We start from the raw sequence: 25,266 nt of genomic DNA on the forward strand, positions 1-25,266 counted from the left end.
CGCCAAGCAAAAAACGAGCGGCCGGTTTGGCCGCTCGGGGTGATTATCAATTATCGAAGCCGACCTTATCAACCAGCTTGGCCGCTGCGGCACGATTTTTTGCCACTTCAGCCAGGCTCAATTGGTCGCCTTTGAAGTCGCTCATGTGCTCTTTGACCAGACCAGCCAGCGGCGTGCCGGGGCGTACCGGGAATTCATAGTTGACCTGGGCGTACATCTCCTGAGCTTTGGCGCCACTGAGGAACTCGATCAACTTCACTGCGGCTTCTTTGTTGGGGGCATACTTGGTCACCGCCGCACCGGTGATATTCATGTGCGCGCCACGGTCGCCCTGGTTGGGGAAGATCAGGTTCACAGAGTTGGCCCAATCGACCTGTTCCGGGTTTTTGGTGTTGTGCAGCATCTTGCCGAAGTAGTAGGTGTTGCCGATGGCCAGGTCGCATACGCCTTCTTTAACCGCTTTTACCTGCGCGCGGTCGTTGCCTTGAGGCTTGCGCGCCAGATTGGCTTTGACGCCTTCGAGCCACTTCTCGGCGCCTTCTTCGCCGTGGTGGGCGATCATGGAGCCGATCAGTGAAAGGTTATAGGAGTGCTTGCCGCTACGGGTGCAGATGCGGCCCTTCCATTTGGGGTCGGCCAGATCTTCGTAGGTTTTCAACTCGCCCTCTTTAACCCGCTCTTTGGAGGCGTAAACGATGCGGGAGCGTGCTGTCAGCGCAACCCATTGGCCATCAGGGTCGCGGTAGTGCGCCGGTATATTGGCATCGATAACTGCGCTGTCGATCGGTTGTGTCAGGCCGCGGTTAACCACATCGTAAAGGCGGCCGGAATCAGCCGTCAGGACCAAGTCCGCCTTGGAGTTCTGACCTTCGTTTTCAAGCCGTTCAACCAGGCCTTTCTTGGCGAACACCACGTTGGCCTTGATGCCGGTTTCCTCGGTGAATGCGTCAAGAATGGGTTCGATCAGAAATGCCTGGCGATAGGAGTAGATATTCACCTCTTCAGCCTGGGCTTGTGCCGGGACCAGAGTGGCAGCAATGGGCAGAACGGAAAGAGCGGCGGCCTGTTTCAGGCGATTCAGGGTAAGCATTGATAACTCCTTGCTGGTGATCTAAATACTAATGAGAAGGATTCTTATTTATATTTAGAGCCTAGTCAACACTTTTTTTTGTGAGGATTTTCGGGGGAAGGGATCAGAACAGTTTGGCGGCCAGAAACGGCAGCGCAGTCTCTACCCGCAGAATACGGGGGCCCAGATGGATCGAGCTCAGACCGGCCTGCTGCAGCTTTTCTACCTCATACGAGATGAAGCCGCCCTCCGGTCCGATGGCGAGCAGGGTGTCGGTCTCCTCGGCGGGGGGGCAGGGGGCGGCATGGTAGGGGTGGGCGACCAGGGCGCGTTTGTGCGCGACCAGTGTCGGCAGTTGGTCCTCCACGAACGGCTTGAAGCGTTTTATCAGGTGAACCTGGGGTAGCTGGGTGGCAACGCCCTGTTCCAGCCCCAGAACCAGTTGTTCGTTGATGCGCTCAGTTGTCAGATGGGGCGATTGCCAGTAACTCTTCTCTACCCGATAGGCGTTGAGCAGATAGATATCACGTACGCCCAAGGTGGCGCAGGTCTGGAATATGCGCCGCAGCATCTTGGGGCGCGGCAGCGCCAGCAGCAACGTCAGCGGCAGTGGCGGCGGTGGCGGTTGGTCCAGTGTGACTCTGAGTTCCAGTGCGGCTGCCGACAGCGCCACCACTTCACCCTCGCCCAGGTTGCCGTTCAGCAAGCCGACCCGAAGGCGATCACCAGGCGCGGCGCGGTGCACCTCCTGAACATGCTGCAGACGACGGCCGCACAGACGCACCCGGTCGTTGTCAATAAAGTCCGTCGGTAGAAGCAGAATCAGATTCACGATGCCCTCCGTTGCTGAAGGGCACCGTTATAGCGACTGAGGGGTGGCGGGGCAAGCTCAGTCGCGCAGCAGCAGAATGATCAGACGCTTGGGGCCGTGCGCGCCCATCTGCAGTTTTTGCTCGATATCGGCACTGCGGGAGGGGCCGGTGATCATATTGACGGTGCGCGGCATCGCGTCACTGTGCTGGCGCAGCCTGGCCCAGGCCTCCTCGTAGGCGCCAACGATCTGTGACTGCTTCAGTAGCACCAAGTGGGTGTCCGGTAGAAAGTTAAGGGTGGTCGGGCTGTGCGGGCCCGAGAGCAGCATCAGGGTTCCGGTTTCGGCGATACCGCAGAAGCTGGTGGTAAGGCTGGCGCTGTCGCCGGCCTGTGCGACACGGTGGGTTATCTCGAGGTTGTCGATTCCGCTCCAGTCGAGTGCGGTGAGGGCGGGATCGCTGGCTGAGACCAGTTGATCGATACCGTTTTCACGACAGAACTCGGCAACGGTGCCCGGCAGCGCCTCAAGCGTCTTGAGTTCGATCAGTTCGGCGGCCGCTTCATTGGCCATCGACTCAAACAGGGCTATTTGTTGATCCTGTGGTAGTTGGCTGCGAGCCGGAACGGTGTTGGCCGGATGTTCGCGCAGGCGGGTGCGTACCTGATCGAGCGCGTCGCCGGTCAGCAGGTCGCGCTGCAAGCCGCGGCGGATGTTGCCCAGAATTTGATTGCGTGAGCTGGTCATGGTTTAGCCCTTGTTCTTCTGTTGCTGCGTTTGTTGGTGGCGCTTCCACTGGTCCATGAAGGTGCTGCCCTGAGGCGCCGGCATATCGCGCCAGGCGGTCCAGCCTTTGCCCAGTGGCAATGAGCGGATACGGCCCTGCTTGCCGCCCAGACGTTTGAGAAACCAGCTGCTGCTGCGGCTGACCCAGCGATAGAGTCCGGGGCGGCGGGCAAACCAGGCCCATGTTCCAAGCCCGAAGCGGAAACCCTTGGGGCTGAGGTGGCGTTCGAACTCCCGCTCGCGCCAGTGACGCATCAGCTTGGGTAGCGGGATCTTTACCGGACAGACCGATTCGCATTTGCCACAGAAGGTGGAAGCGTTGGGCAGATGACCCGCCTTATCCACCCCGATAAGTTTGGGGGTGAGTACCGATCCCATCGGCCCCGGGTAGACCCAGCCGTAGGCGTGGCCACCGATAGCGCCGTACACCGGGCAATGGTTCATGCAGGCGGAGCAGCGGATGCAGCGCAGCATCTCCTGAAACTCGGAACCGATCATCTCGCTGCGACCGTTGTCGAGCAGCACCACATGGAACTCTTCCGGGCCATCCTGATCCTCGGGGCGACGGGGGCCGGACGACAGTGTGTTGTACACGGTAAATTCCTGGCCGGTGGCCGAGCGCGCCAGTAAACGCAGGAACAGGGTCATGTCTTCCAGTGTGGGCACTACCTTTTCGATGGTGGTGATCACCACGTGCACGCGCGGCAGGGTCTGGGTCAGATCGCCGTTGCCTTCGTTGGTGACAATGATGGTGCTACCGGTTTCGGCGACACAAAAGTTGGCACCGGTGATGCCGACGTCGGCGGCGACAAACTGCTTACGCAGCATCTCCCGTGCTTCCTGCATCAGTTCTGCGGGGTCTTCGCTGCGAGGGCGGTTGTGCTTCTTATGGAAAATATCGCTGACATCATCCAGATTGAGATGGATTGCCGGGGCGATGATGTGGCTGGGGTGGTCCTCGCGCAGTTGCAGAATGTATTCACCCAGATCGGTTTCCACCGGTTTGACGCCATTCGCTTCGAGGTAGTCGTTGAGGTTGATCTCCTCGGATACCATTGACTTGCCTTTGGTGACAGTCTTGGCGCCGGCATTGCGGCAGATCTCCAGAATGGCGCGGCGTGCTTCTTCGCCATCACGCGCCCAGTGCACCTGGCCTCCTTGCTTGATGACATTGTCCTCGAACTGCTCCAGATAGAAATCCAGATTGGCCAGAATGTGGTTTTTCAGGTCGCGGCCTTCGTTCCGCAGTTGTTCGAACTCGGGCATGCGGGCGACCGCTGCCGCGCGTTTCTGCGGGAAGCCATCGCGCAGGTTGCCCAGCGCACGCTGCAGATTGGCGTTGTCCAGTGCGTCGCCGGCGCGTTGCTTGAACTCGGGGCTATGGATTTGCATGGCTAGTGGCCTCCGGCGTTGTAAGCAAGATCGGCTGCGGATTCGCCGATAGCGGGTTGGTCGGTCATGTTGGCGAGCAGTTCCACCACGTGGCGAACCTCCATGGTGCTGCCCTCGCGCTTGAGTTTGCCCGCCATGTTGAGCAGGCATCCAAGGTCGCCACCCAGCAGCACTGCGGCACCGGTGGCCTGGGCGTTGGCTGTTTTGTTCGACACCATGCGATTGGAAATGTCCGGATACTTGATGCAGAAGGTGCCACCGAAGCCACAGCAGGTCTCGGCTTCATTCATCTCTGCGAGTTCGACGCCGTCGACCTGGCTCAGCAGTTGGCGCGGCTGTGTCTTGACGCCCAGTTCGCGCAGGCCGGCGCAGGAGTCGTGGTAGGTAACCAGTCCTTCAAATCGGGCCTGCAGGGTGCCCAACCCCACCACATCGGTGAGAAACGAGGTGATCTCGTAGGCGCGGCCCGCCAAGCTGCGGGCGCGTTCAAAGTAGGGGTTGTCCGGTTCAAACAGGTCCGGATACTGATGCAGCATGCCGATACAGGAGCCGGACGGGCCGACCACGTACTCGAAACCGTCAAAGGCGTCGATGACCGATTCGGCGATGGCGCGCGTGCTGTTGCGGTCGCCGGAATTATAGGCCGGCTGACCGCAGCAGGTTTGGGTTTCCGGTACCTCGACCTCACAACCCGCCAGTTCCAGCAGTTTGATCGAGGCGAAGCCGACGCTGGGGCGGAACATATCGACCAGGCAGGTGACGAAGAAGCCGACCTTGGCTGTGGGGGGAGTCGTGCTGGATGCTGTCATGGTGTGTCCACGTTTTTGTTTTCAGGGAGCATAGATGAGATTGGACTAGCTTATCTCAGAGCTTGTTCGGTGGTAGGCTAAGCGGTAAAAGTGGTCTGACCAAGAGAGTGATGTGAGCGACAGTCTCAAACAGCAGTTGGTGTGGGAGCTCGAAATGCAGATCTTGCGCTGTGAAGCGTTGCCGGGGGCGCGGCTGGAGTCTCAGCGTCGCATGGTGGCGCGTTATGGTGTTGCCCGGTCTACCGTCAGAGAGGCGGTGGCTGAGCTGGAAAATCGCGGTTTGCTTGAGGTTAGGCATGGTGGCGGCAGTCGGGTGCGTAATCTGTTAGCGGCCCATTTTCCGGCGGCAGAGGTCACCCCCGAGGAGGCAACGCTGGGATTACAGGTGCAGGTGCTGGAGGCGCGTGAAGCGTTAGAGGGAGAGGCCGCTTATTATGCGGCGCTACGCGCAACCGGGCCAGAGCGCGAGGCGCTGGCCGCTGAGTACCGGCGGATGCAGGCCCGTGCCGTGGGTGAAACCACCTTGCACAAGGCCAAGGCTGATCTCACCTTTCATCAATTGATTGCGGATAGTTGCCATAATCTGCTGATCGCCTCGATCAGCCAGCTGCTTTACAGCAAGTACTTTCATGTTATCTACGCGGTGCTTTCGGGCACGTTGCGCAAAACCGGATCCTACCCTCCGGGTATTGCTCGCCAACACGCACAGATCTATCAGGCGCTGATGGCAAGGGACGGTGATGCAGCTCGCCTTGCTGCGGCTGAACATGTGGCGTACACGCGTCGTCATCTGCTCGAAAGCGCCAGAATTCGCTAGCTGCGCGGTTGCTACCTGGTTTGTTGCACTGCTAAAATAGCCGCCTTTTTGGCGCCGCAACCTGCTGTTTGTGGTGTCGTTGCTGCGAATCCACTGTGGCCTTTGGTAGGGGTCACCACTGGAAAGGAATCAAAATGCCTGTTATTACGCTCCCTGACGGTAGTTCCCGTCAATTCGATACCTCGGTGTCCGTTCATGATGTGGCCGCTGATATTGGTCCTGGTTTGGCCAAAGCCGCGCTGGCAGGCAAAGTGAACGGGGAGCTGGTTGATACCAGCTACGTCATGGATGCAGATGCCGAGCTGGCGATTATCACGGCGCGTGATGATGAGGGGCTTGAGGTTATTCGTCACTCCTGTGCGCACCTGATGGCGATGGCGGTCCAGTCGCTGTTTCCGGGGGTGCAGGTCACCATCGGGCCAGTGATCGAAAACGGCTTTTACTATGACTTTGCCTACGAGCGTGCTTTCACCCCGGAAGATCTGCAGCAGATCGAGCAGCGGATGGCGGAGCTGGTGAAGGCAGATCACCCGGTAACCCGCTCGTTGATGAGCCGCGATGATGCGGTGGCCTTCTTCAAGGAGAAAGGTGAGGGGTATAAGGTTCAGATCATTCAGGATATTCCCAACAACGAGGATCTGTCGTTTTATCAGCAGGGCGACTTTATCGATCTTTGTCGTGGGCCTCACGTGCCCAGTACCGGGCACATCAAAGCGTTCAAGCTGATGAAAGTGGCTGGAGCCTACTGGCGAGGCAACTCCAACAACGAGATGTTGCAGCGGATCTACGGTACCGCCTGGGCCGACAAAAAGGCGCTCAAGGCTTATCTGCACCAGTTGGAAGAGGCAGAGAAGCGCGATCACCGCAAGATCGGCAAGCGGCTCAACCTGTTTCATACCCAGGAAGAAGCTCCGGGTATGGTGTTCTGGCACGCCCACGGTTGGACTATCTATCAGATCATTGAGCAGTACATGCGCTCGGTGCTGAACCGTAACGGTTATCAGGAGATCAAAACGCCGCAAGTGGTTGATCGGGTGTTGTGGGAGAAGTCCGGTCATTGGGACAAGTTCTCCGAGATGATGTTTACCACCCACTCTGAAAGCCGTGACTATGCAGTGAAGCCGATGAATTGCCCTTGCCATGTGCAGGTGTTCAATCAGGGGCTGCGCAGCTATCGCGATCTGCCGCTGCGCCTGGCGGAGTTCGGTTCCTGTCACCGCAACGAGCCGTCGGGAACCTTGCATGGCCTGATGCGGGTGCGCGGTTTTACCCAGGACGATGCTCACATATTCTGTAGCGAAGATCAGATCCAGGCTGAAGTGGCCGACTTTATCGATCTGCTTTATGCGGTATACAAGGACTTTGGCTTCAACGAAGTGATCCTCAAGCTGTCGACTCGCCCCGAGCAGCGTGTGGGCTCCGATGAGATCTGGGATAAGGCCGAGCAGGCGCTGGCAGCAGCGCTGGATAACAAGGGGTTGGACTGGGAGCTATTGCCGGGAGAGGGGGCCTTCTACGGACCCAAGATCGAGTTCTCTCTCAAGGACTGCCTGGGACGTGTCTGGCAGTGCGGTACCATTCAGGTCGATTTCTCAATGCCGGGCCGTCTGGATGCGCAGTTCGTCAGTGAAGAGGGCGGACGTGAAACACCGGTGATGCTGCATCGCGCCATTTTGGGCTCGTTTGAGCGCTTTATCGGTATTCTGATTGAGAACTACGCCGGGGCTATGCCTGCCTGGCTGGCGCCAGTGCAGGCCGTAGTGCTCAATATTACCGATAATCAGGCGCCTTTCTGTCGTGAAGTTGCGGAAAAGTTGCAGAATCTTGGATTCCGCGCCAATGCGGACTTGAGAAACGAAAAGATCGGCTTTAAAATTCGCGAGCACACAATTCAGAAGGTTCCTTATCAGTTGGTAGTCGGTGATAAGGAAGTCGAATCAAAAACCGTGACCGTGCGCCTCAGAACCGGAGAAGATCTGGGTTCCATGACGATTGATGCTTTCGTTCAGCTGCTGACTGACGAAGTTGCGCGTAAAGGTCGGGTTGAAACGGAGAACTGAGTATCAAAAGAGGAATGAGCAAGGGTCGTGACAGCAATAAAGCCGTCATTAACGACCAGATCGAGGCAGACGAAGTACGTCTGGTAGGCCCTAACGGCGACCAGATTGGAATCGTACCCCTACAGGACGCCCTGCAGGCAGCAGAACAAAATTCGCTGGATCTGGTATTGATCGCACCCGATGCCACGCCGGTAGTCTGTAAGATTATGGATTACGGCAAACATGTTTTTGAGCTGAAGAAGCAGAAGGCTGCTCAGAAGAAAAAGCAGAAGCAGACTCAGGTCAAAGAGATGAAGTTCCGTCCAGGAACTGAAGAAGGGGATTATCAGGTCAAGCTGCGCAACCTGGTACGTTTCCTTGAAGCGGGAGACAAGGCCAAAGTGTCTTTGCGTTTCCGTGGTCGTGAGATGGCTCACCAGGAGTTGGGGATGCAGCTGATGAAGCGGATTGAAGCGGATCTCGAAGAGATCGGTGCCGTGGAACAGCACCCGAAAATGGAAGGTCGTCAGATGATCATGGTTATCGCTCCCAAAAAGAAGAAGTAACCCGTCAGGCCTACAAAGTCCGTGTATTCCTGCTTGCAGGGAGGTGCGGGCTTTCGCCGTTTGAGCCGGTTATACAGAAATTAACGAATGCGTGGAGTAGTTTTAAAATGCCTAAGATGAAAACTTGCAGCGGTGCTGCTAAGCGTTTCAAGAAAACCGCGAACGGCTTCAAGCGTAAGTCGTCTTTCACTAGCCACATTCTGACCAAGAAGACTACCAAGCGTAAGCGTCACCTGCGCGGCACTAGCGAAGTGCACGCTGCTGACGTCGCTCTGGTTAAGCGCATGCTGCGCGAAGCCTAATTTTTCAGAATATAGATAGTAGAAGGATTGAATTATGCCTCGCGTAAAACGTGGTGTTGTCGCTCGTCGTCGTCACAAGAAAATTCTCAAGCAGGCCAAGGGTTACTACGGTGCCCGTAGCCGTGTATTCCGTGTAGCCAAACAGGCCGTTATCAAAGCCGGTCAGTACGCGTACCGTGACCGTCGTCAGCGTAAGCGTCAGTTCCGTGCTCTGTGGATTGCCCGTATCAATGCGGGTGCACGCATCAACGGTCTGTCGTACAGCCGTCTGATTGCCGGCCTGAAGAAAGCCTCTGTTGAGATCGACCGCAAGGTTCTGGCTGATCTGGCTGTGCACGAGAAAGCGGCGTTTGCTGCGGTCGTTGAAAAGGCCAAAACTGCACTGGCCTGACACCCGCCTCTGGTTGGTTAGACTGATCGCTTGACGGTGAAAGCCGTTTTTAATAGGGGAAGGGTGAAAGCTCTTCCCCTATTTTGTATTGATTCCAGCGGCGGTGCCTCTGGCACTCCCGCACGCGGCCTGCGCGGTCGTAGTGGTAGATATCTGAAAGAATTTTGCGGCGTGGAGCCCCCATGGAAAACCTAGACCGCCTGCTGGCCCAGGGTAAAGAGGCCGTCAATAACGCAACCGATAGTGCTGCTCTGGATCAGGTCCGGGTAGATTTCTTGGGTAAGAAAGGCCAGTTGACCGGTCTGCTCAAGAGCTTGGGCAAACTCTCTGCGGAGGAGCGCCCCAAAGCGGGTGCCGCTATCAACGAAGCCAAACAGGCGCTACAAGCGGCCATCGACGGGAAAAAATCCGAGTTGGCTTCGGTGGCTCTGAATGAACAGTTGGCGCGCGAACGGATCGACGTCACACTGCCCGGTCGGGGCCAGGAGAATGGTGGTTTGCACCCGGTCACCCGCACTCTGGAGCGGATCGAAAGTTTCTTCTCAGCGGTCGGTTACGGGGTTGAAGAGGGGCCCGAGATCGAAGATGACTTCCACAATTTTGAAGCGCTGAATATTCCCTCCCATCACCCTGCGCGGGCGATGCACGATACCTTCTATTTTGATGCGCACACGCTGCTGCGGACCCATACCTCGCCGGTGCAGATCCGTACCATGGAGAATCAGGAACCGCCGATTCGGGTTATCTGTCCGGGTCGCGTTTACCGCTGTGATTCGGATTTGACCCACACGCCTATGTTCCATCAGGTCGAGGGGCTGCTGGTTGACCGTGATGTCAGCTTTGCCGACCTCAAAGGTACCGTTGAAGAGTTTCTGCGGGTGTTCTTCGAGCAGGAGCTGGCGGTGCGCTTCCGTCCCTCCTACTTTCCCTTCACTGAGCCGTCGGCGGAGGTCGATATTGCCTGTGTCATGTGCCAAGGGGAAGGGTGTCGGGTATGCAGCCATACCGGCTGGCTTGAGGTGATGGGCTGCGGCATGGTCCACCCCAAAGTGTTTCAGTCCTGTGGTGTAGATACCGAAAAGTACAGCGGCTTTGCCTTTGGTATGGGGGTAGAGCGTTTGGCCATGTTGCGTTACGGGGTTAATGATCTGCGTCTGTTTTTTGAGAACGATCTGCGCTTTCTTGGTCAGTTCCGCTAACGCGGAAAGCAAATACTTGAAACGCCCGGCGTGGCCGGTCAACGAATTTAAACGAATGGATAGTCGCGATGAAATTTAGCGAGCAGTGGTTGCGGGAGTGGGTAAATCCCGCCATCGATACTGATGCCCTGGTGGCGCAGATCACCATGGCAGGTCTGGAAGTGGACAGCGTCGAGCCGGTTGCCGGCGCGTTTAGTGGTGTCATTGTTGCTGAAGTAGTTAGCGCGGAGCAACACCCCAATGCCGACAAGTTGCGGGTTTGTTCGGTAACAACGGGCGCGGGTGAGCCGGTGCAGGTGGTTTGCGGCGCGCCCAATGCGCGTGCTGGGATCAAGGTGGCGTTTGCTCAGGTAGGCGCTGTGCTGCCCGGTAACTTCAAGATCAAGAAAGCCAAGCTGCGTCAGGTGGAGTCCTTCGGTATGCTGTGCTCGAACGCCGAGCTGGAGCTGTCCGACGACCATGATGGCATTATCGAGCTGGCGCCGGATGCTCCGGTCGGCACGGATCTGCGCGACTATCTCGGACTCGACGATCAGATGATCGAGGTTGACCTCACACCCAATCGTGGTGATTGTCTCGGGATTGCCGGCCTGGCGCGTGAAGTTGGCGTGCTCAACAAGGAAGCCGTCAACGAAGTTGAGTGCGCAGCGGTGGCGGCAACCATAGAAGACCGTTTTCCGGTTGAGGTCGAGTCGCCAGACGCCTGCCCGCGATACATCGGTCGTGTAATCCGTAATGTCAACCTGAGTGCGCAATCGCCGCTGTGGATGCAGGAGCGTCTGCGTCGCAGTGGGGTGCGCAGTATCGATCCGGTGGTCGATGTCACCAACTACGTCATGCTGGAACTGGGGCAGCCGATGCATGCGTTCGACCTGGCGCAGCTAAACGGCGGTATCTTGGTCCGTATGGCAAACGCGGGTGAGCAGCTAACCCTGCTGGATGGCCAGGAGTTGACACTTAACCCCGAAACCCTGGTGATTGCCGACCAGCGCCGCCCATTGGCGCTTGCCGGTATCATGGGTGGCGAAGACTCCGGTGTTAGCGCTGAAACCCGCGATATCTTCTTGGAAAGCGCGTTTTTCAGTCCGTTGGCTGTGGCTGGCAAGGCGCGTTCTTACGGTCTGCATACGGATTCATCACACCGCTTTGAGCGCGGGGTTGATCCCGAGCTGCAGCGTCGCGCCACCGAGCGCGCAACCGCGCTGTTGCTCGAGATTGTTGGCGGCGAACCAGGCCCTGTAATCGAGGTCGCCAGTGAGGCCCACCTGCCCCGCAGTGCCGAAATCATCTTGCGTGCGGAACGGATCCGCAAGGTGTTGGCGCTTGAGCTGCCTGCGGCAGAAGTAGAAGAGATTCTCTCCCGTTTGGGGATGACCGTAGCGGCCCAGAATAACGATAGCTGGATCGTATCAGTGCCGAGCTACCGCTTCGACATCAGTCTGGAAGAGGACTTGCTGGAAGAGTTGGCACGGATCTACGGCTACAACCGGCTGCCGGTCTGCTCCAGCACTGCGACCCTGGCGCTGCGCCCCAAGGCTGAAACGCGTCAAACACTGCCCGATCTGCGGCGCGCGCTGGTGGCGCGCGGTTATCAGGAAGCGATCACCTATAGTTTTGTCGAGCCGCGACTGCAGCAGTTGTTTGATCCGGCCCGCGAGCCGGTGGCGTTGGCCAACCCTATCTCTGCCGATATGGCGGTGATGCGCACGACACTGTGGCCGGGGCTGGCCAGAGCGATGCAGCATAATCAGCATCGCCAGCAAAGCCGGGTACGGCTGTTTGAAACCGGAATGCGTTTTATCCCCACTGATGGCGGGCTGCAGCAGGATCAGGTGCTGGCCGGCGTTGTTTTTGGTAGCCGGCACCCGGAGGGGTGGACGGGCAAGCGCGAAGCAGTCGATTATTTCGATGTGAAGGGCGACCTGGAAGCGCTGCTGGCGTTGGGTGGTAACCGCGATGCCTACCGTTTTGTGTCCGCCGAGCATCCGGCGCTGCACCCGGGGCAGACGGCAGCGATCGAGTTTGATGGCCGGCAGGTCGGTGTGCTGGGGGCGCTACACCCCAGTCACTATGATGCGCTGGATCTTAACGGTCCGGTATTCCTGTTCGAGATTGCGCTGTCTGCGGTGCAGGCCGGAAAGCTGCCTGCCTTTGCGCCGTTGTCTAAGTTCCCCGAAACCCGTCGTGACCTGGCGTTGGTGGTAGATCAGTCGATTCATGTCGACGAGCTGCTCTCCTTGGTGCGCGAACAGGCGGGTGAATGGCTCACTCAGCTGACGTTGTTTGATGTTTATGCGGGCGAAGGTATTGAAAATGGTAAAAAAAGTTTGGCTCTCGGCTTGACCTGGCAGCATCCATCGCACACGCTTACTGACGAAGAAATAAACAGCGTGTTCAGCGCGATTGTTAATGCCGCTCAGGAGCGCTTCAGCGCGGCGCTGAGAGGCTAAGTCTAAGAGGCGTATCCATGGGGTCTTTGACTAAAGCCGATATGGCAGAACGGTTGTACGATGTCCTCGGACTCAACAAGCGTGAAGCCAAGGATATGGTTGAAACGTTCTTCGACGAGATTCGCCAGTGTCTGGCGACCAACGAGCAGGTGAAGTTGTCGGGATTCGGCAACTTTGATCTGCGCGACAAACGGGAGCGTCCCGGTCGTAATCCAAAGACGGGTGAAGAAGTACCCATCTCTGCACGGCGGGTGGTTACCTTCCGTCCCGGGCAGAAGCTGAAGGAAAAAGTCGAAACCTATGCAGGCCCCGCGGAAGACTGAGCTTCCGCCGGCTGTTCCCGACAAGCGCTATTTCACCATCGGTGAGGTAGGGCAGCTTTGTGGCGTCAAGCCCCATGTGCTGCGCTACTGGGAACAGGAGTTTGAACAGCTCAATCCGGTCAAGCGCCGCGGCAATCGCCGCTATTACCAACGTCAGGACGTCTTGCTGGTGCGGCAGCTCTGTGAGCTGCTGTATGAGCGCGGTTACACCATCGCCGGTGCGCGTCAATGGTTGCAAGGCGAGCAGGCTCAGTCTGACGATCAAAAATATCGCCAGCTCCTGCGGCAGATGATCGGTGAGTTGGAAGATATTCTCGATGATCTAAAAAAGGGCTGAGCGGGGTTCCCACCGCTCGGTCAATAGGGTAGTATTCCTGCCGCTGTTGAGGTGGTCGATGATCACAGTTTTCGGGGCGTAGCGCAGCCTGGTAGCGCACTTGCATGGGGTGCAAGGGGTCGCAGGTTCAAATCCTGCCGTCCCGACCATTACAACAGCACAGGATGACGACCGTTCGGTCAGGTCGGTGTAGATAGCCGATACCCTTTCTTCATCCGTTTAGTAATTTCCTAGATTCGGGGCGTAGCGCAGTCTGGTAGCGCACTTGCATGGGGTGCAAGGGGTCGCAGGTTCAAATCCTGCCGTCCCGACCATAGGGTTGGAGCTGGCGACTTCTTCCGGTCGTATGTTGCGCAAAAAAAAAACCGGCGCGAGTGGCCGGTTTTAAGCATGCTGTGCCGGTTTCTCTCAGATCGGAATCCATACGCCTCGAGGATTGCGACAGGCCGTATCGGAGTATATCTCTCGCTTGCTACCAACAATTACGGTTTCTTTATAATTGCGGCAGAAGGTGCCGTATTCGCTGCGGTAGGTGCGTATCGGTACGATAACGCCCTGATGACCTGTTTGCGGGTTTTTCCACGACAGCGGGTCCAGGCTGAGATTCTTTTCCAGCGCCTCTTGCACGGCCTGGTCCGCCAGTTTGATGTCGGCATCGCTCAGCTTCATGTAGAGCGGGTCCCGGGCCGTTTCGGTCGTTTGGCTGTTACCCTTTTCCAGCGACTGGCAACCACTCAATACCAGCCCCAGAACGATAACGCGAGCACTGTTGGATAAGCTCATGATCATAGTCCTTCAGGTTAGGTCATGCAGGCTGGGCCTGCATGACCGAGTGGGTTTACTGCCAGCCGTTTGCGATTGCGGCGGCCTCTTCGGATTGGCTCAGATCCGGCCCTGACGAACTCAGCGAGGCGTCCCGGAACGAGGAGCGACTGCTGTCATCTGAGCGGCTCGAACGGCTTGGGCTGTTGTCATCCGTGCCGCTGCGAGTGGAGCTCTGAGTGGTGTCACCAATGACATTGCCTTGCGCGTCGAACGAGCGGGTAGTGGTAGAGCGTTCGCGGCTGAAATCTGCGGTATGCTCGACTCCTGCCCGGCGGTCGGTTTGGGTGACTTCGCTGACAACGTTACCCTGATCGTCGAAGGAGCGAGTGGTAGTGGCGCGCTCCCGACTGAAACCGGGCTGGTCTTCGGTTCCGATCCGGGTTTCGGTACGGGTGGTCTCGACCCGGTTGCCAAAGCGGTCCACATCGACATCCGTGCGACTCCGGTCGCGCCGGAATCCCGGAGTGTTTTCTATTCCGGTGCGGACATCCGTGCGCGAACGATCCGCATCAGATCGATTTCCGCGTCGGCCTCCGCTGGTGCTGTCATCGCTGCGGCTGCTTGATGTCGCGCTATCATCGGCTCCGCGCCCGCGGCGTCCGCCACTGGTGCTGTCATCGTTAGCGCTGCTATCCGCTCCGCGCCCGCGGCGGCCGCCGCTGGTGCCGTCGTCGTCAGCGCTGCTGTCCGCTCCGCGTCCACGACGCCCGCCGCTGGTGCCGTCATCGCTGGACGAGGAGTTAAAGCCGTCATCGTCTGAGGCATGTGAGCCGCGTCCACGTCCGCGGCCGCCGCTGGTGCCATCATCATCGGAGCTACTGCTGGAACTGCTGCCACCACGCCCACCGGAACCATCGTCACCGCTGCTGCTGGAGCCCCCGCGTCCGCCGGAGCCGTCATCGCCGCTGCTGCTGGATCCGCCGCGCCCGCCGGAGCCATCATCGCCGCTGTCAGAGCCGCTGGAGTCGCCGCCATCATCGCTACCGGAGCCACTATTGCCGCCAGAGCCGTCGTCGCCGCCGCTGTCACCGCCGCTGTCGCCGCCGCTGTCGCCGCCGCTGTCGCCGCCGCTGTCGCCGCCTTCGCTTTCACCACCTTCGCTTTCACCACCTTCGCTTTCACCACCTTCGCTTTCCCCGCCCTTGTTGTGGACCAGGAAGCCGTCGGCGATATAGGTGTGACTGCCATCGAGTAGCAGGTTGTAAACGATGGTGTTCGGATCAGCGTCTACTGCGCTGATAGCGGTCAGGGTTTCCAGTGCAAACTCGATCTCGGGGGCGAGGTCCAGCGCCAGATTGCCGTTAGTGCCAAGGTTGATCTGGTAGCGTTCGAGCTTCATCAACTGGTCGTTAAGACCCAGCACTGCTACTTCCAGGTTGGGGGTTTCTTCCGCCGTCATGCCTGGGTTCAGGGACTTCCAGCCATCCGGTGTCATAAAGGGGTGTTCGGCGGTTACGAAGTGCTTGCTACCGTTGAAGCTGAACAGTTGTCGGCCCGCCAGAGGTACGCGCTCTACCTCTGTCACACGGTTTAGAGCGCCCCCTTCGCCGACCACCAGATCGCCGATGCGGACTTGTTCGATCGTTTTCCAATGGCCGTCAGCCATTAGCACCCGAGTACCCTTAATAAAGCAGGATTTGGCGTGCGCCGCTGGATAGCTGCTGTAGCCATCGTCGCTGACATAAACCCCGGGGCCTATGGCCAGAATGGCCGCCAGTGCGCCGCAGGTCAGAATGCGTACTGCGCCGCGCTTAAAGTGTGTCTGTTGCCGGTTCATGGTGGTCTCCCCCAAACGAATCTCATCTGCAAGTTCGCGTATCTGTGAGCTATAACAGTTGGGTGTGGGAAAACTTCCCGGCAGAGAAATATTTTTTTCGCGGAAGTTTTTGTCTCCTTATGTGTTATGTCACCAAACAACAACAGGAATCGTGCTGAGGTGCGCCCTTGAGAGATGCCAAATTGGAACAGGCGATGGTCGCCCTGCAGCCGAAGTTGAGACGGTTCGCCTACGGGCTATCAGGAAGTCCCGATACGGCTAACGAGCTGGTGCAGTGTACCTATGAGCGGGCATTGACGCGTCTTGATCAGTGGCAGCCAGGGACCCGGTTGGATAGCTGGATGTACCGCATATTGCAGTCTATCTGGCTTAATCAGATCCGAGCGGGGAAAGTCAGAGGCGCGCACCTGGATCCGATAGAACCGGATACCCAGGGGTGTGAAATGCCGGCTCGCCGCCTTGAGGCAGGGATGATGCTGGAAACGGTGCAGCGGTGTATGTGGCAGTTGCCGGAGGAGCAGCGTGCGGCGCTGATGCTGGTTGCCGTCGAAGGGCTTTCCTATAAAGAGGCATCTGCTGTGCTGGATGTTCCTGTAGGCACATTGACCAGCCGCCTGGCTCGGGCACGCATGGCATTAAGTGAATTGATGGGTGACCGCGATGCGGTGACACAGCGGGAGGTAGGATAATGAAAGGCTATGATGATGGCCTGGTGATGGCGTATGTCGATGGCGAGCTCGACGGCCGTGAGTCGGCCGAGTTCGAGAAGCTGTTGCAGCAGGATACCGGTCTGCAACAGCAGGTGCGCAGGCTGCGGGAGATGAACGCGGCGCTGGGAGTGGCCTTTAACGAAGCCATGCATGGTGAGATGCCTCCGCTGCGGGCCTTTGCCGGGCGACGCCAACCTCCTTGGTGGGAGCGTTTGAGCGATTGGTTGGTGGACGCAGGCTCGGCTCGCTGGCAACCGATGGCGACGGCGGCACTGGTGTTGGTGGTCGCCAGCGGTGGCGGTGGATATCTGCTGTCCCAAGGGGGAGAGAGCGCTGCGGTGGTCAGTCCGGCGGTGGTCGTTGACGCAACCCTCAATCATACGCTGGAGACCCAGATGAGCGGCACCACCGTGGAATGGCAGGATGAGCAAACGGGCCTTGCTGGCACTATTACCCCGGTGCGGACATTCAAAACCGAGCAGGGTAAGTTCTGTAGGGAGTTTCTCGAGCGCCAGCTGATCAAGGAGCAGTGGCAGGAGCAGCGGGGTATCGCTTGCCGGGAAGGCAAAGAAGAGTGGCAGGTGCGCGCACGCTATTATCTTTAACCGCTATCCGCAATCATCAGGCCCGGTGGCCAAGGGTCTGATGATTATTCGTAATCCTGTTTTATTTTCCAGCTTTCTTGCTCCGAACCCACAAACTTCTGCCACTCATCCTCCTCTTCCTCCGGTCGTTCCGCGGTTTGCTTGGCGGAGGTGGTTACTTCAGCGCGCAGAGCTTCTACTTTGTTGCGCACGTAGCTTACCCGGCTGCTTATCTGTAGCAGCGGGTCAAGTTTTTCCAGATGCTTGAGGCAGGTGCTGTAATGGGCTAGTGCGGCCTTGGCGTTATCACCGTGTTCCATCTCGCGCGCAGTCAGCAGCCCGATGTCGATACTGACCAGTGAAAACAGCGCTTTACCCAGGTTTATCTGCTGCTGGGCCTGCGCCTTGTCGACCAAACCGTCGCTATGCAGGCGTACAATGTGGTTAACCAGGTGCTTGAGTTCAGTGCGAATCTGCTGGCCGCTGACGTGGTCGGTAAAGGCGGGGGTCAGGGTGTCTATCTGGCGTTCGCCCGGTTGCTGCGCCAGTTCATTCAGCTGCTTGAGTTGCCCGTTGGCTTGGGGGTGGCGCGGCTCTAGAGTCAGGATCTGGCGGTAACAGCGGGTCAGTTCAGCAATCAGAAATTGGCGCAACTCCGGCAGTAAGTACACCGGCGGAATGCCGTGCAGCGAATTCCACAGCTGGCGCGCATGATCGGTCAAGGCTAACACCTGGCGATGCCGCTCCTGGCGAGCGTTCTCCAGCGATTGGGCGACGAAGGCAACCCCCACCATGACGACGATCCCAACAATGATTAAAGCGGCGATTGTGCCTGCGTCCATTACAGCTCCTTGGCAAGCTGGTGCGGGGTGGTTGTTATTAGCCGACAGGAACAGCTATAAACATTGTGACTATCTATTAGAGTAGCGGCAACCTTTACAGATGCTTGAATGCGGTTCAAGAGCCAATGCATGTATGGAGTGGCTTCGTGAGCAAAAAAATGGCGGGCGTAACACCGGTAAGTGCGCGTTTGGGCCTGCGGTTGGCGTGGCCGGGGCGGTGAAAAAAATTCCGATGACGGGACTTGACCTGTTTTTTATTACTCCCTATCATACGCGCCTCCTCGGTTGAGGAACTAGGTGTTAAAGCGACGTCCCATTCGTCTAGTGGCCTAGGACACCGCCCTTTCACGGCGGTAACAGGGGTTCGAACCCCCTATGGGACGCCATCGCGGGAATAGCTCAGTTGGTAGAGCGCAACCTTGCCAAGGTTGAGGTCGCCGGTTCGAACCCGGTTTCCCGCTCCAACACCTCACGCATCTTGCGTCCCATTCGTCTAGTGGCCTAGGACACCGCCCTTTCACGGCGGTAACAGGGGTTCGAACCCCCTATGGGACGCCATCGCGGGAATAGCTCAGTTGGTAGAGCGCAACCTTGCCAAGGTTGAGGTCGCCGGTTCGAACCCGGTTTCCCGCTCCAGTTTTTCTCCCCCCTGTCTGTTATCTGTCTCATGTCAACGCGTGATCAATAACGCCGCCTAAAGGGTTGTGTGCGGATCAACTGTTGGTGGATTATTGCGTCATCGCTTTCGTGGATGATCGCTATGTTATCAAGGATGCTGTTGACAGGCGCTGCCCGGTTTTTAACCTTGTCGGCCATGCTGGCTTTCGCGTTACCAGCAGCTGCCTGGAAAATGGAGGTCGGTGTCATTACCCTGCCGGCAACGCGAGGGCAAACCGATTTCCCTAGTTTTCCTTTGCAGCAGGCGTATGACCGGGCGCCACTGATCTTTGTTCTCGCCGAGCAGTCCGGTGCTCAGCCGTCTCATGTCCGTATAAAAGATGCCACCACCACCGGCTTCAGGGCGGCTCAGGTCGAGCCGTCCGGCAATGATGGGCCCCATGCCGCGATGACGGTGCATTACTTGGCGGTTGAGCCGGGAATTGGTGGTGTGCCGACCATCTATACCTTGCCCGATGGCCGCACCCTTGAAGTTGGCACCATCAGCACCCGCGAGATGCAGTATGGAAATAGTGGTCCTCCAGATAATCGCGGCTGGGAGTCGATCGCTTTTAGCAGTACTTATACCTCTCCGCCGGTGCTGATCGCCGGATTGCAAACGGTCAATAATGAGCCCGGCATTCAGCCGCAGTTGCCGTCCGACCCCTGGCTCACGGTCGCGGTGGACAACCTGTCGGCCTCAGGCGTCGATGTCGCCCTTGAACGTAGCGAGGTATACAGCCGGCTTGCCGGGCCCAACCCCAAGTACGATCCGCTTAGCAATGAAGTGGTCGGCTATGTGGTGATGGAGGCGGGGTTGCAAAGCAGCTTCGCTACCCTGCTGGGCACGGTGGACTATGAAACCCAGCGGGTAACAAGCCGTTTTGATGGCTGGGACGACGGCTGTGATAACCAGAACTTTACTCGCAGCTACGCTAATCCGCGGGTATTTGCTTCACGCAACAGTCGGGTGGACCTGGATGGCGGCTGGCTGCGGCGCTGTTCGTTATCGAGTACCCGGGTCGGGCTCTCGATCGATGAGGATCAGCGCCAGGATTCGGAGCGTCGCCACACCAGCGAAGGAGCCAGTTTGCTGATTTTCTCCGACAGTTTTTTCTTTGATTCCGAGGCGACGGCTCCATCCCTGAGTGAATCCTTCAAGCTGGAAGCCGACAGCGTGGTATTGACGCCTGGTGCGTTTACCTTCGTCCCCTTCAAGCAGTATTACTACGTGCCGCCGGCGGTGTTTCTGCTGGAGGATAGCGCGAATCCCGACTCCTCATCGGTGCGCATTCGCAACGTTACCAGCACCGGTTTTGAAGTGGCGCCGGTTGAGCCGCCGCGCCGGGCCGGGGTCGGAGGAAGCGTCGACCAGCCGACCACTATCCACTATGTCGCCGCCGAATACGGTTTGCATCAGTTTCCGGACGGCACCCGCATTGAAGTAGGGGTGGCGCAGGTGAGTGCAGAGCAGGGCAAGTTCGTTACCGGCAGCTGGCAACGGGTGCCTCTGTTTACCAATTTTCCAGCCAATCCGGCGATGGTGGCTGAAATTCAGACTATGAATAACGAGCCGGCCCATAGCCCCGGCTCGGCATCGACGCCCTGGCTAACGGCTACACTGCGCAATGTCACTGGTAGCTCTGCGGAGGTGGCGCTTGAACGGGCGGAAGTCAGCGCCGGCGTGGTGGCTGTTGCCGAGACTGTTGCTTATATGGCGGTCGAGAATAAAGTGATCGGCAGCTTTCGCGATATCGATGGGCAGGTGATCACCGGCGAGGGTTTGATTACGGCCGATAGCATTCGTGGCCCCCAGTGTGTGACCACCAGTTTTGCCCAGTCCTACGCCGACAGTCCGCTGGTCGTCGCCACTAAAACGAGACGTGACGGCGGCGATGGTGGTTGGTTGCGGCGCTGTAGCCTTTCTGGAGCCTCGGTGGGTTTACTGGTTGACGAAGATCAGGCCAGCGATACTGACCGCTCGCACACTACGGAACAGGCCAGTGCGGTGGTTTTTTCCGCCAGTTTTGCCGCAGATTTTTCCCTGGTAGCCAGCTATCTGTTCGACAACTGTGACGTGAGGGGCGATGGCTTCTCGCCAGATTACAGCGGTAACGATTTCAACGCCGTGCCGCAAAATGGTGCCGAAACCACCAGTGGCCGGGTTTGTAAGGCGGTTCTGCTCGATGGTGAAGACGATTACCTGAGTGTTGCCGACGATGACCTGCTGGACGACACCAGCCAGTTTTCAGCCATGATCTGGGTAAATCCGTCGGAATTGCAGCAGCGAAACGGCTCCAATGCGCGAGGACTGTTTGCCAAGCGGAATAGTCCGTCCAACCTCTACGCCTATGGTGCGTTTTTTCTTAACGGCAGCGATCGACTCTGGGTTGATATCGATGGTGTCAACAACCGGTTTAGCTCAAACACGTCGTTCAGTGCCAACAATTGGTACCACGTTGCGTTGGTATTTGATGGGTCACAGGTCGCCTCGCAGCGGGTGCGCCTATACGTAAACGGCGTTCTTGACGGAACCTTTGCGGAAAGCAGTGACCGTATTCCCAACTATGCATCTGACCTTCATATCGGCAACCTGTTTAACGGCTCCGAGCTCAAGGTATTTAAAGGTATTATTGATGAGTTCAAGCTGTTCCGGCGTGCGCTGACGGCAGAAGAGGTTGTCAATCACATGGGGCAGACCCGTGCCTGCGCCTTCTGCAGCCCGGTGGTGGATCATTACGCCGTCAGCCATGATGGTGTTGCGGTTAGCTGCCGAGCAGAACTGATTACCATTACTGCTCACAATGTGTCGGAGACGGCGGTCGACCCCGGGGGTGTTTCGCTGGCATTGAACACCAGTACCGGCAGGGGGCAGTGGGCTCAGGTTGTGAGCGGCAGCGGCACCTTGAGTGGCAATAGCAGCTTCAACGGGCAGGCGAACTATCAGTTTCCGGGAAATGGCGAAACCGCTGTGACGCTGGCACTGAACTATCCGCTACTGCTAAGCGACCCGGAAACGGTCAATATCAACCTTTCCGATGGGGCGGCCAGCGAGAGCAGTAGTGAAGATCCGGATCTGTCGGTGGCGCTGACCGGTTTTCTGTTTAGTAGCGTTCCCACCCAGATATCAGGCAAGGACAGTGATCAGGGGTGGAACGCCAGTCTGATCGAGGTGCAGGCGGTACGCGCTTCCGACAGCGACCCCAGCGTCTGTGAAGCGTTATTTAACGGCAGTGTGACGGTTGAGCTGGGGGCTGAATGCAGCGATCCGGCAAGCTGCTCGCAATCACTGCTTGCCAGCGCCGATGACGGCTCATTGGCGACGGCGGCCGGTCCGGCGACGGCGATCGCAACCAATGGCGATAATGGTGCTGCGGCAACCAGTGCCTACAGCGCCTTGTCGTTGAATTTTACCAATCCTGGCGCCCGGGCTTATCTGGCAATTAACTATCCCGATTCGGGTATGCTGCAACTCTTTGCCCGGCACGAGCTGTTGGATGAAAACGGCCTGCCCAGCGGCAGTTTCGTGCAAGGGGGGAGCAACCCTTTTGTGGTCCGTCCGTTCGGGCTTGGTTTCAGCAACATCGATGATGGGGCGGTGGTCCCGAACCCTGCAGGCGAGGCGCCCGGTGGCGCACCTTTTATCGCTGCTGGTGCGCCATTTCAGTTTGATCTTGGCGCCTATCGCTACGCCGCCGGCGAGGATTTGGACGTCAATGGCGTGCCAGATGCTGGGGTTGATATCAGTGATAACGGCGTGACTCCTAACTTTACCGCCACGGCGGCACTCAGCAGTGGGGCGATCACCCCCGCGGGTGGAACCAACGGGGTGCTTACCGCGGGACCGGTGGTGCTGGTGAGCGGTCAATCGATCAATAGCAGTGCCAGTTATAACGAAGTGGGCAGCGTGGAACTGGTTGCTGATGTCAGTAACTATCTGGGTGCAAGTGATGCGGACGTGAGCGGCAACAGCGGTTCTGTGGGGCGGTTCTATCCCGCTGAGTGGGCCTTGTTGACCGGTAGTTCGGTCCTCGGAAGCTGCAACAACGTCACCTACATGGAGCAACCCGGACTGGCGGTAGATTTCACCCTTGAAGCACGCAATGCGGCCGGGCTGCGGACGCAGCATTATGATGAGGCCCTGATGGGAGCAGTGTTGGCTCAGGTCGATCTGCATGCGGTCAATGCGGGCGGCGGCACCAACTACGGAGCTCGCCTGTCTGGAGTCGGCTCCAATTGGAGTAGCGGCATCTATTCGGTTAGCAGTTCTACTGTGCTATTCGGTCGAACCACAACCGCAGATGGCCCCTTCGATGCGCTGCAACTGAGTGTTTCCACGTCTCACGGTTTGCCTGAATCGATATCGCTTACCGGTGCATCGGGTACACCGGCATCGTTGGCAATAGGCTCGCCGACGCGTATGCGCTATGGACGTTTGGCTGCAGAAAATGCTTTTGGACCGGAAACGGAAAGCCTTCCTCAACCGCTAAGGGCGCAATACTTTGCCGGTAGCGGCTTTGTGCTTGACTCGCTTAACGATTGTACCGAGATTCCGTATGCCGCCGTCACCATGAACGCGGCGTCTTACGCTGTCGGCAGCAGTGTGGCGCTGGTTGATGGTAGTGGCAGCTCGCTGCCGAGCTTTGCTTTCCCTGCGGTCTCCGGCACGGCGTTGCAGTTGATCGGTGGCGACGCCGGCTTAAGCTACAGTGCCCCTGGGGCTGGCAATATGGGCACGATTACCCTCGATATCGATCTCAGCACGCTACCCTGGCTGCAGTTCGACTGGGACGACGACGGCAGTGCGGATGCAGCGATGCGACCGGCTACGGTGACCTTTGGTCGCTACCGGGGTAACGATCGGGTGATCTATTGGCAGGAGAACTTCACCCGTTAACTTCAATGCAGCTTGAACACCCGCGCGCGGGCGTTTTCGTAGCTGAAGGGTACGTTGTTATCTTCAGCGGCGAAGCGCATCTCGTCCAGTTCCTGAAACTTGGCGATCTCTTCATCCGGCATGTAGTGCAGGCAGTCTCCACCAAAAAACCACAAAAGATCTCGATCGATCAGGTGAGTATGCTGCGGGTAGGCGCGGATCAGCCGGCAGATGAGGTCTTGTCCCAGATAGGTGGCGTCGTCCTGCTCCGCTTCCAGTGCTTTGACCAGTAGTACCAGCTGCTCGAGAAAATCGAGATCGTCCTGAATCGCGTCTTTATTGGTAAACGGCGGTTGCTTCAACAGCCGGTTGAAGCTCGCTTTGAGCAGGTTGAGGTGAAAGGCGCGGTAATCACTGGCGTTGGACATGAGACGATCCGTAACAAAAAACGCTAGTGTAACCGGCCTGGCTTGGGGGCGGCCAGTCTCTGTTACGATGACGTGGAATCTGGCGGTGTAATGTTGCCGCTTGGGATAGCTGCCCTCCATAAGTCTGGCAAACTGTTCGTCCAGCATCAGCGATTTGCGTGTGCGAGGGGCGGTTATTGCCAGCGCCTCAATCGGGAGCCTGCTCGCTAAGGAGCGACGTCTGATTGCGCGCCTGCAGTGGCCGTGGTAGAGCCATAGGATGGCTCGGCTATCAGGTTGGGCACCGCTCAGGGTTGAAAATCACAAATCCAACCCAACATATCAGGCTTTACCGGCAAGGGGAGAAGCACAGTGACCAAGGCGTTGTCGATCAGCGGCCTGCGTAAAACCTACGGCAACGGGTTTGAAGCGTTGAAAGGCATCGATCTCGAGGTGGAGCAGGGTGACTTCTTTGCGCTGCTGGGCCCTAACGGTGCAGGTAAGTCCACGACATTGGGGATTGTTTCGTCGCTGGTCAACAAGAGTGCCGGTCAGGTCCGGATCTTTGGCCACGATATTGAAACCGACGCCGTCAACGCCAAGAAATCCCTGGGCGTTGTGCCGCAGGAGTTCAACTTTAACCAGTTTGAGAAAGTCGGTGACATTGTCCGCACCCAAGGTGGCTACTATGGGCTGCCGGCCAAGCTGGTGAGGGAACGAACCGATTACTATCTGCGCGCGCTGGGCTTGTGGGACAAACGTGACGTGGCCTCGCGCATGCTGTCCGGTGGCATGAAACGCCGACTGATGATTGCTCGGGCACTGATTCACGAACCCAAGCTGTTGATTCTCGACGAGCCTACCGCCGGAGTGGATATTGAGCTGCGCCGTTCCATGTGGGACTTTTTGCAGCAGATCAACCGCCAGGGCACCACCATCATTCTCACCACTCACTATCTGGAAGAGGCGGAGAGCTTGTGCCGGAATATCGCCATTATTGATCGTGGCCAGATCATGGCCAACAAGAGCAAGCGCGATCTGCTGGCCGAACTGCAGCGCGAGACCTTTGTGCTCGATCTGGAGGGTAGCTTCTCATTTGTGCCGTCGATAGACGGTTACCCCGTGGAGCTGGAGGGTGATCATACGCTGATCGTTGAAGTGGAGCGGGGGCAAGGGCTGAACGGTCTGTTCGAACAGTTGTCGGCGCAGAACATCCGCGTTGCCAGTCTGCGTAACAAGAGCAACCGCCTTGAAGAGTTGTTCGTTCGTCTGGTCGAAAAGAATCTGGGGTAATTGC

The 25,266-nt window shown here is 57.9% G+C and carries 22 protein-coding genes and 6 tRNA genes; 19 read left to right on the top strand and 9 right to left on the bottom strand.

Annotated features, from left to right (window positions below; translation table 11 throughout):
- Window positions 1-46: 46 nt before the first annotated feature.
- From JJQ76_RS17150 to JJQ76_RS17170, 5 genes are all read right to left on the bottom strand, one after another.
- Window positions 47-1,090, bottom strand: a complete 1,044-nt coding sequence (locus tag JJQ76_RS17150; protein ID WP_210398191.1) for a Fe(3+) ABC transporter substrate-binding protein — start codon at window positions 1,088-1,090, stop codon at window positions 47-49.
- Window positions 1,091-1,193: 103 nt separating this feature from the next.
- Window positions 1,194-1,901, bottom strand: coding sequence for a 16S rRNA (uracil(1498)-N(3))-methyltransferase (locus JJQ76_RS17155; RefSeq protein ID WP_210398192.1), 708 nt, complete (start codon window positions 1,899-1,901; stop codon window positions 1,194-1,196).
- 57 nt (window positions 1,902-1,958) lie between these two features.
- Window positions 1,959-2,627 (bottom strand): LutC/YkgG family protein, encoded by a 669-nt coding sequence (locus tag JJQ76_RS17160; RefSeq protein ID WP_210398193.1) that lies wholly within the window; start codon window positions 2,625-2,627, stop codon window positions 1,959-1,961.
- Between the two features lie 3 nt (window positions 2,628-2,630).
- Window positions 2,631-4,058: a LutB/LldF family L-lactate oxidation iron-sulfur protein gene (locus JJQ76_RS17165; RefSeq protein WP_210398194.1), complete on the bottom strand. Its 1,428-nt coding sequence runs from the start codon at window positions 4,056-4,058 to the stop codon at window positions 2,631-2,633.
- Window positions 4,059-4,060: 2 nt separating this feature from the next.
- Window positions 4,061-4,867 carry a (Fe-S)-binding protein gene (locus JJQ76_RS17170; RefSeq protein WP_210398195.1) on the bottom strand — a complete coding sequence of 269 codons (807 nt, stop codon included), beginning with the start codon at window positions 4,865-4,867 and terminating at the stop codon, window positions 4,061-4,063.
- A gap of 112 nt (window positions 4,868-4,979) precedes the next feature.
- Between JJQ76_RS17170 and JJQ76_RS17175 the strand changes: the two genes are divergently transcribed.
- The 11 genes from JJQ76_RS17175 to JJQ76_RS17225 all read left to right on the top strand — a co-directional run bounded on the left by JJQ76_RS17175 (window position 4,980) and on the right by JJQ76_RS17225 (window position 13,605).
- The gene (locus JJQ76_RS17175) at window positions 4,980-5,684 is read left to right on the top strand and encodes a FadR/GntR family transcriptional regulator (protein WP_210398196.1); all 705 of its coding nucleotides are present in this window, start codon (window positions 4,980-4,982) and stop codon (window positions 5,682-5,684) included.
- 134 nt (window positions 5,685-5,818) lie between these two features.
- Window positions 5,819-7,744, top strand: coding sequence for a threonine--tRNA ligase (gene thrS / locus JJQ76_RS17180; RefSeq protein WP_210398197.1), 1,926 nt, complete (start codon window positions 5,819-5,821; stop codon window positions 7,742-7,744).
- A 14-nt stretch (window positions 7,745-7,758) separates the two neighbouring features.
- Window positions 7,759-8,289 carry a translation initiation factor IF-3 gene (gene infC, locus JJQ76_RS17185; protein ID WP_210398198.1) on the top strand — a complete coding sequence of 177 codons (531 nt, stop codon included), beginning with the start codon at window positions 7,759-7,761 and terminating at the stop codon, window positions 8,287-8,289.
- Window positions 8,290-8,396: 107 nt separating this feature from the next.
- Complete coding sequence (rpmI, locus tag JJQ76_RS17190; RefSeq protein ID WP_210398199.1) at window positions 8,397-8,591, top strand: 50S ribosomal protein L35; 195 nt, start codon at window positions 8,397-8,399, stop codon at window positions 8,589-8,591.
- A gap of 34 nt (window positions 8,592-8,625) precedes the next feature.
- A complete protein-coding gene (rplT, locus tag JJQ76_RS17195) occupies window positions 8,626-8,982 on the top strand; it encodes a 50S ribosomal protein L20 (RefSeq protein WP_210398200.1) in 357 nt (118 codons plus the stop codon).
- 182 nt (window positions 8,983-9,164) lie between these two features.
- Entirely contained in the window at window positions 9,165-10,181 is a 1,017-nt protein-coding gene (gene pheS, locus JJQ76_RS17200) for a phenylalanine--tRNA ligase subunit alpha (protein ID WP_210398201.1), read from the top strand.
- A gap of 68 nt (window positions 10,182-10,249) precedes the next feature.
- The gene (gene pheT, locus JJQ76_RS17205; RefSeq protein ID WP_210398202.1) at window positions 10,250-12,631 is read left to right on the top strand and encodes a phenylalanine--tRNA ligase subunit beta; all 2,382 of its coding nucleotides are present in this window, start codon (window positions 10,250-10,252) and stop codon (window positions 12,629-12,631) included.
- 17 nt (window positions 12,632-12,648) lie between these two features.
- Window positions 12,649-12,954, top strand: coding sequence for an integration host factor subunit alpha (gene ihfA / locus JJQ76_RS17210; RefSeq protein WP_210398203.1), 306 nt, complete (start codon window positions 12,649-12,651; stop codon window positions 12,952-12,954).
- Window positions 12,932-13,291: a MerR family transcriptional regulator gene (locus tag JJQ76_RS17215; protein WP_210398204.1), complete on the top strand. Its 360-nt coding sequence runs from the start codon at window positions 12,932-12,934 to the stop codon at window positions 13,289-13,291. The genes ihfA and JJQ76_RS17215 overlap by 23 nt, the downstream gene beginning before the upstream one ends.
- 72 nt (window positions 13,292-13,363) lie before the next feature.
- Window positions 13,364-13,440 (top strand) — tRNA-Pro (locus tag JJQ76_RS17220).
- An 88-nt stretch (window positions 13,441-13,528) separates the two neighbouring features.
- A tRNA-Pro gene (locus JJQ76_RS17225) sits at window positions 13,529-13,605 on the top strand.
- Window positions 13,606-13,699: 94 nt separating this feature from the next.
- Here JJQ76_RS17225 and JJQ76_RS17230 read toward each other — a convergent pair.
- Together JJQ76_RS17230 and JJQ76_RS17235 are read right to left on the bottom strand one after the other, a co-directional pair.
- Window positions 13,700-14,074, bottom strand: a complete 375-nt coding sequence (locus tag JJQ76_RS17230; RefSeq protein WP_210398205.1) for an RT0821/Lpp0805 family surface protein — start codon at window positions 14,072-14,074, stop codon at window positions 13,700-13,702.
- A 55-nt stretch (window positions 14,075-14,129) separates the two neighbouring features.
- Complete coding sequence (locus JJQ76_RS17235) at window positions 14,130-15,893, bottom strand: Hint domain-containing protein (RefSeq protein WP_210398206.1); 1,764 nt, start codon at window positions 15,891-15,893, stop codon at window positions 14,130-14,132.
- A gap of 167 nt (window positions 15,894-16,060) precedes the next feature.
- Here JJQ76_RS17235 and JJQ76_RS17240 point away from each other — a divergent pair, with 167 nt between their 5' ends.
- Window positions 16,061-16,582, top strand: a complete 522-nt coding sequence (locus JJQ76_RS17240; RefSeq protein WP_210398207.1) for an RNA polymerase sigma factor — start codon at window positions 16,061-16,063, stop codon at window positions 16,580-16,582.
- On the top strand, window positions 16,582-17,208 hold the full coding sequence (locus JJQ76_RS17245; RefSeq protein WP_210398208.1) for an RT0821/Lpp0805 family surface protein: 627 nt from the start codon (window positions 16,582-16,584) through the stop codon (window positions 17,206-17,208). The genes JJQ76_RS17240 and JJQ76_RS17245 overlap by 1 nt, the downstream gene beginning before the upstream one ends.
- 44 nt (window positions 17,209-17,252) lie before the next feature.
- Here the strand turns inward: JJQ76_RS17245 and JJQ76_RS17250 are convergent, their stop codons facing one another.
- The gene (locus JJQ76_RS17250) at window positions 17,253-18,029 is read right to left on the bottom strand and encodes a hypothetical protein (RefSeq protein ID WP_210398209.1); all 777 of its coding nucleotides are present in this window, start codon (window positions 18,027-18,029) and stop codon (window positions 17,253-17,255) included.
- A gap of 310 nt (window positions 18,030-18,339) precedes the next feature.
- Between JJQ76_RS17250 and JJQ76_RS17255 the strand changes: the two genes are divergently transcribed.
- The 5 genes from JJQ76_RS17255 to JJQ76_RS17275 all read left to right on the top strand — a co-directional run bounded on the left by JJQ76_RS17255 (window position 18,340) and on the right by JJQ76_RS17275 (window position 23,583).
- Window positions 18,340-18,415 (top strand) — tRNA-Glu (locus tag JJQ76_RS17255).
- Window positions 18,416-18,417: 2 nt separating this feature from the next.
- A tRNA-Gly gene (locus JJQ76_RS17260) sits at window positions 18,418-18,493 on the top strand.
- A gap of 18 nt (window positions 18,494-18,511) precedes the next feature.
- Window positions 18,512-18,587 (top strand) — tRNA-Glu (locus JJQ76_RS17265).
- A gap of 2 nt (window positions 18,588-18,589) precedes the next feature.
- Window positions 18,590-18,665 (top strand) — tRNA-Gly (locus JJQ76_RS17270).
- A 214-nt stretch (window positions 18,666-18,879) separates the two neighbouring features.
- Complete coding sequence (locus JJQ76_RS17275) at window positions 18,880-23,583, top strand: LamG domain-containing protein (protein WP_210398210.1); 4,704 nt, start codon at window positions 18,880-18,882, stop codon at window positions 23,581-23,583.
- A 2-nt stretch (window positions 23,584-23,585) separates the two neighbouring features.
- Here JJQ76_RS17275 and JJQ76_RS17280 read toward each other — a convergent pair whose 3' ends face one another.
- Window positions 23,586-23,990, bottom strand: coding sequence for a PA2817 family protein (locus JJQ76_RS17280; protein ID WP_210398211.1), 405 nt, complete (start codon window positions 23,988-23,990; stop codon window positions 23,586-23,588).
- A gap of 351 nt (window positions 23,991-24,341) precedes the next feature.
- Between JJQ76_RS17280 and JJQ76_RS17285 the strand changes: the two genes are divergently transcribed.
- Window positions 24,342-25,262, top strand: coding sequence for an ABC transporter ATP-binding protein (locus JJQ76_RS17285; protein WP_210398212.1), 921 nt, complete (start codon window positions 24,342-24,344; stop codon window positions 25,260-25,262).
- Window positions 25,263-25,266: the final 4 nt, after the last annotated feature.

The sequence above is a fragment of the Motiliproteus sediminis genome, from assembly GCF_017912535.1.
GTDB lineage: Bacteria > Pseudomonadota > Gammaproteobacteria > Pseudomonadales > Balneatricaceae > Motiliproteus > Motiliproteus sediminis.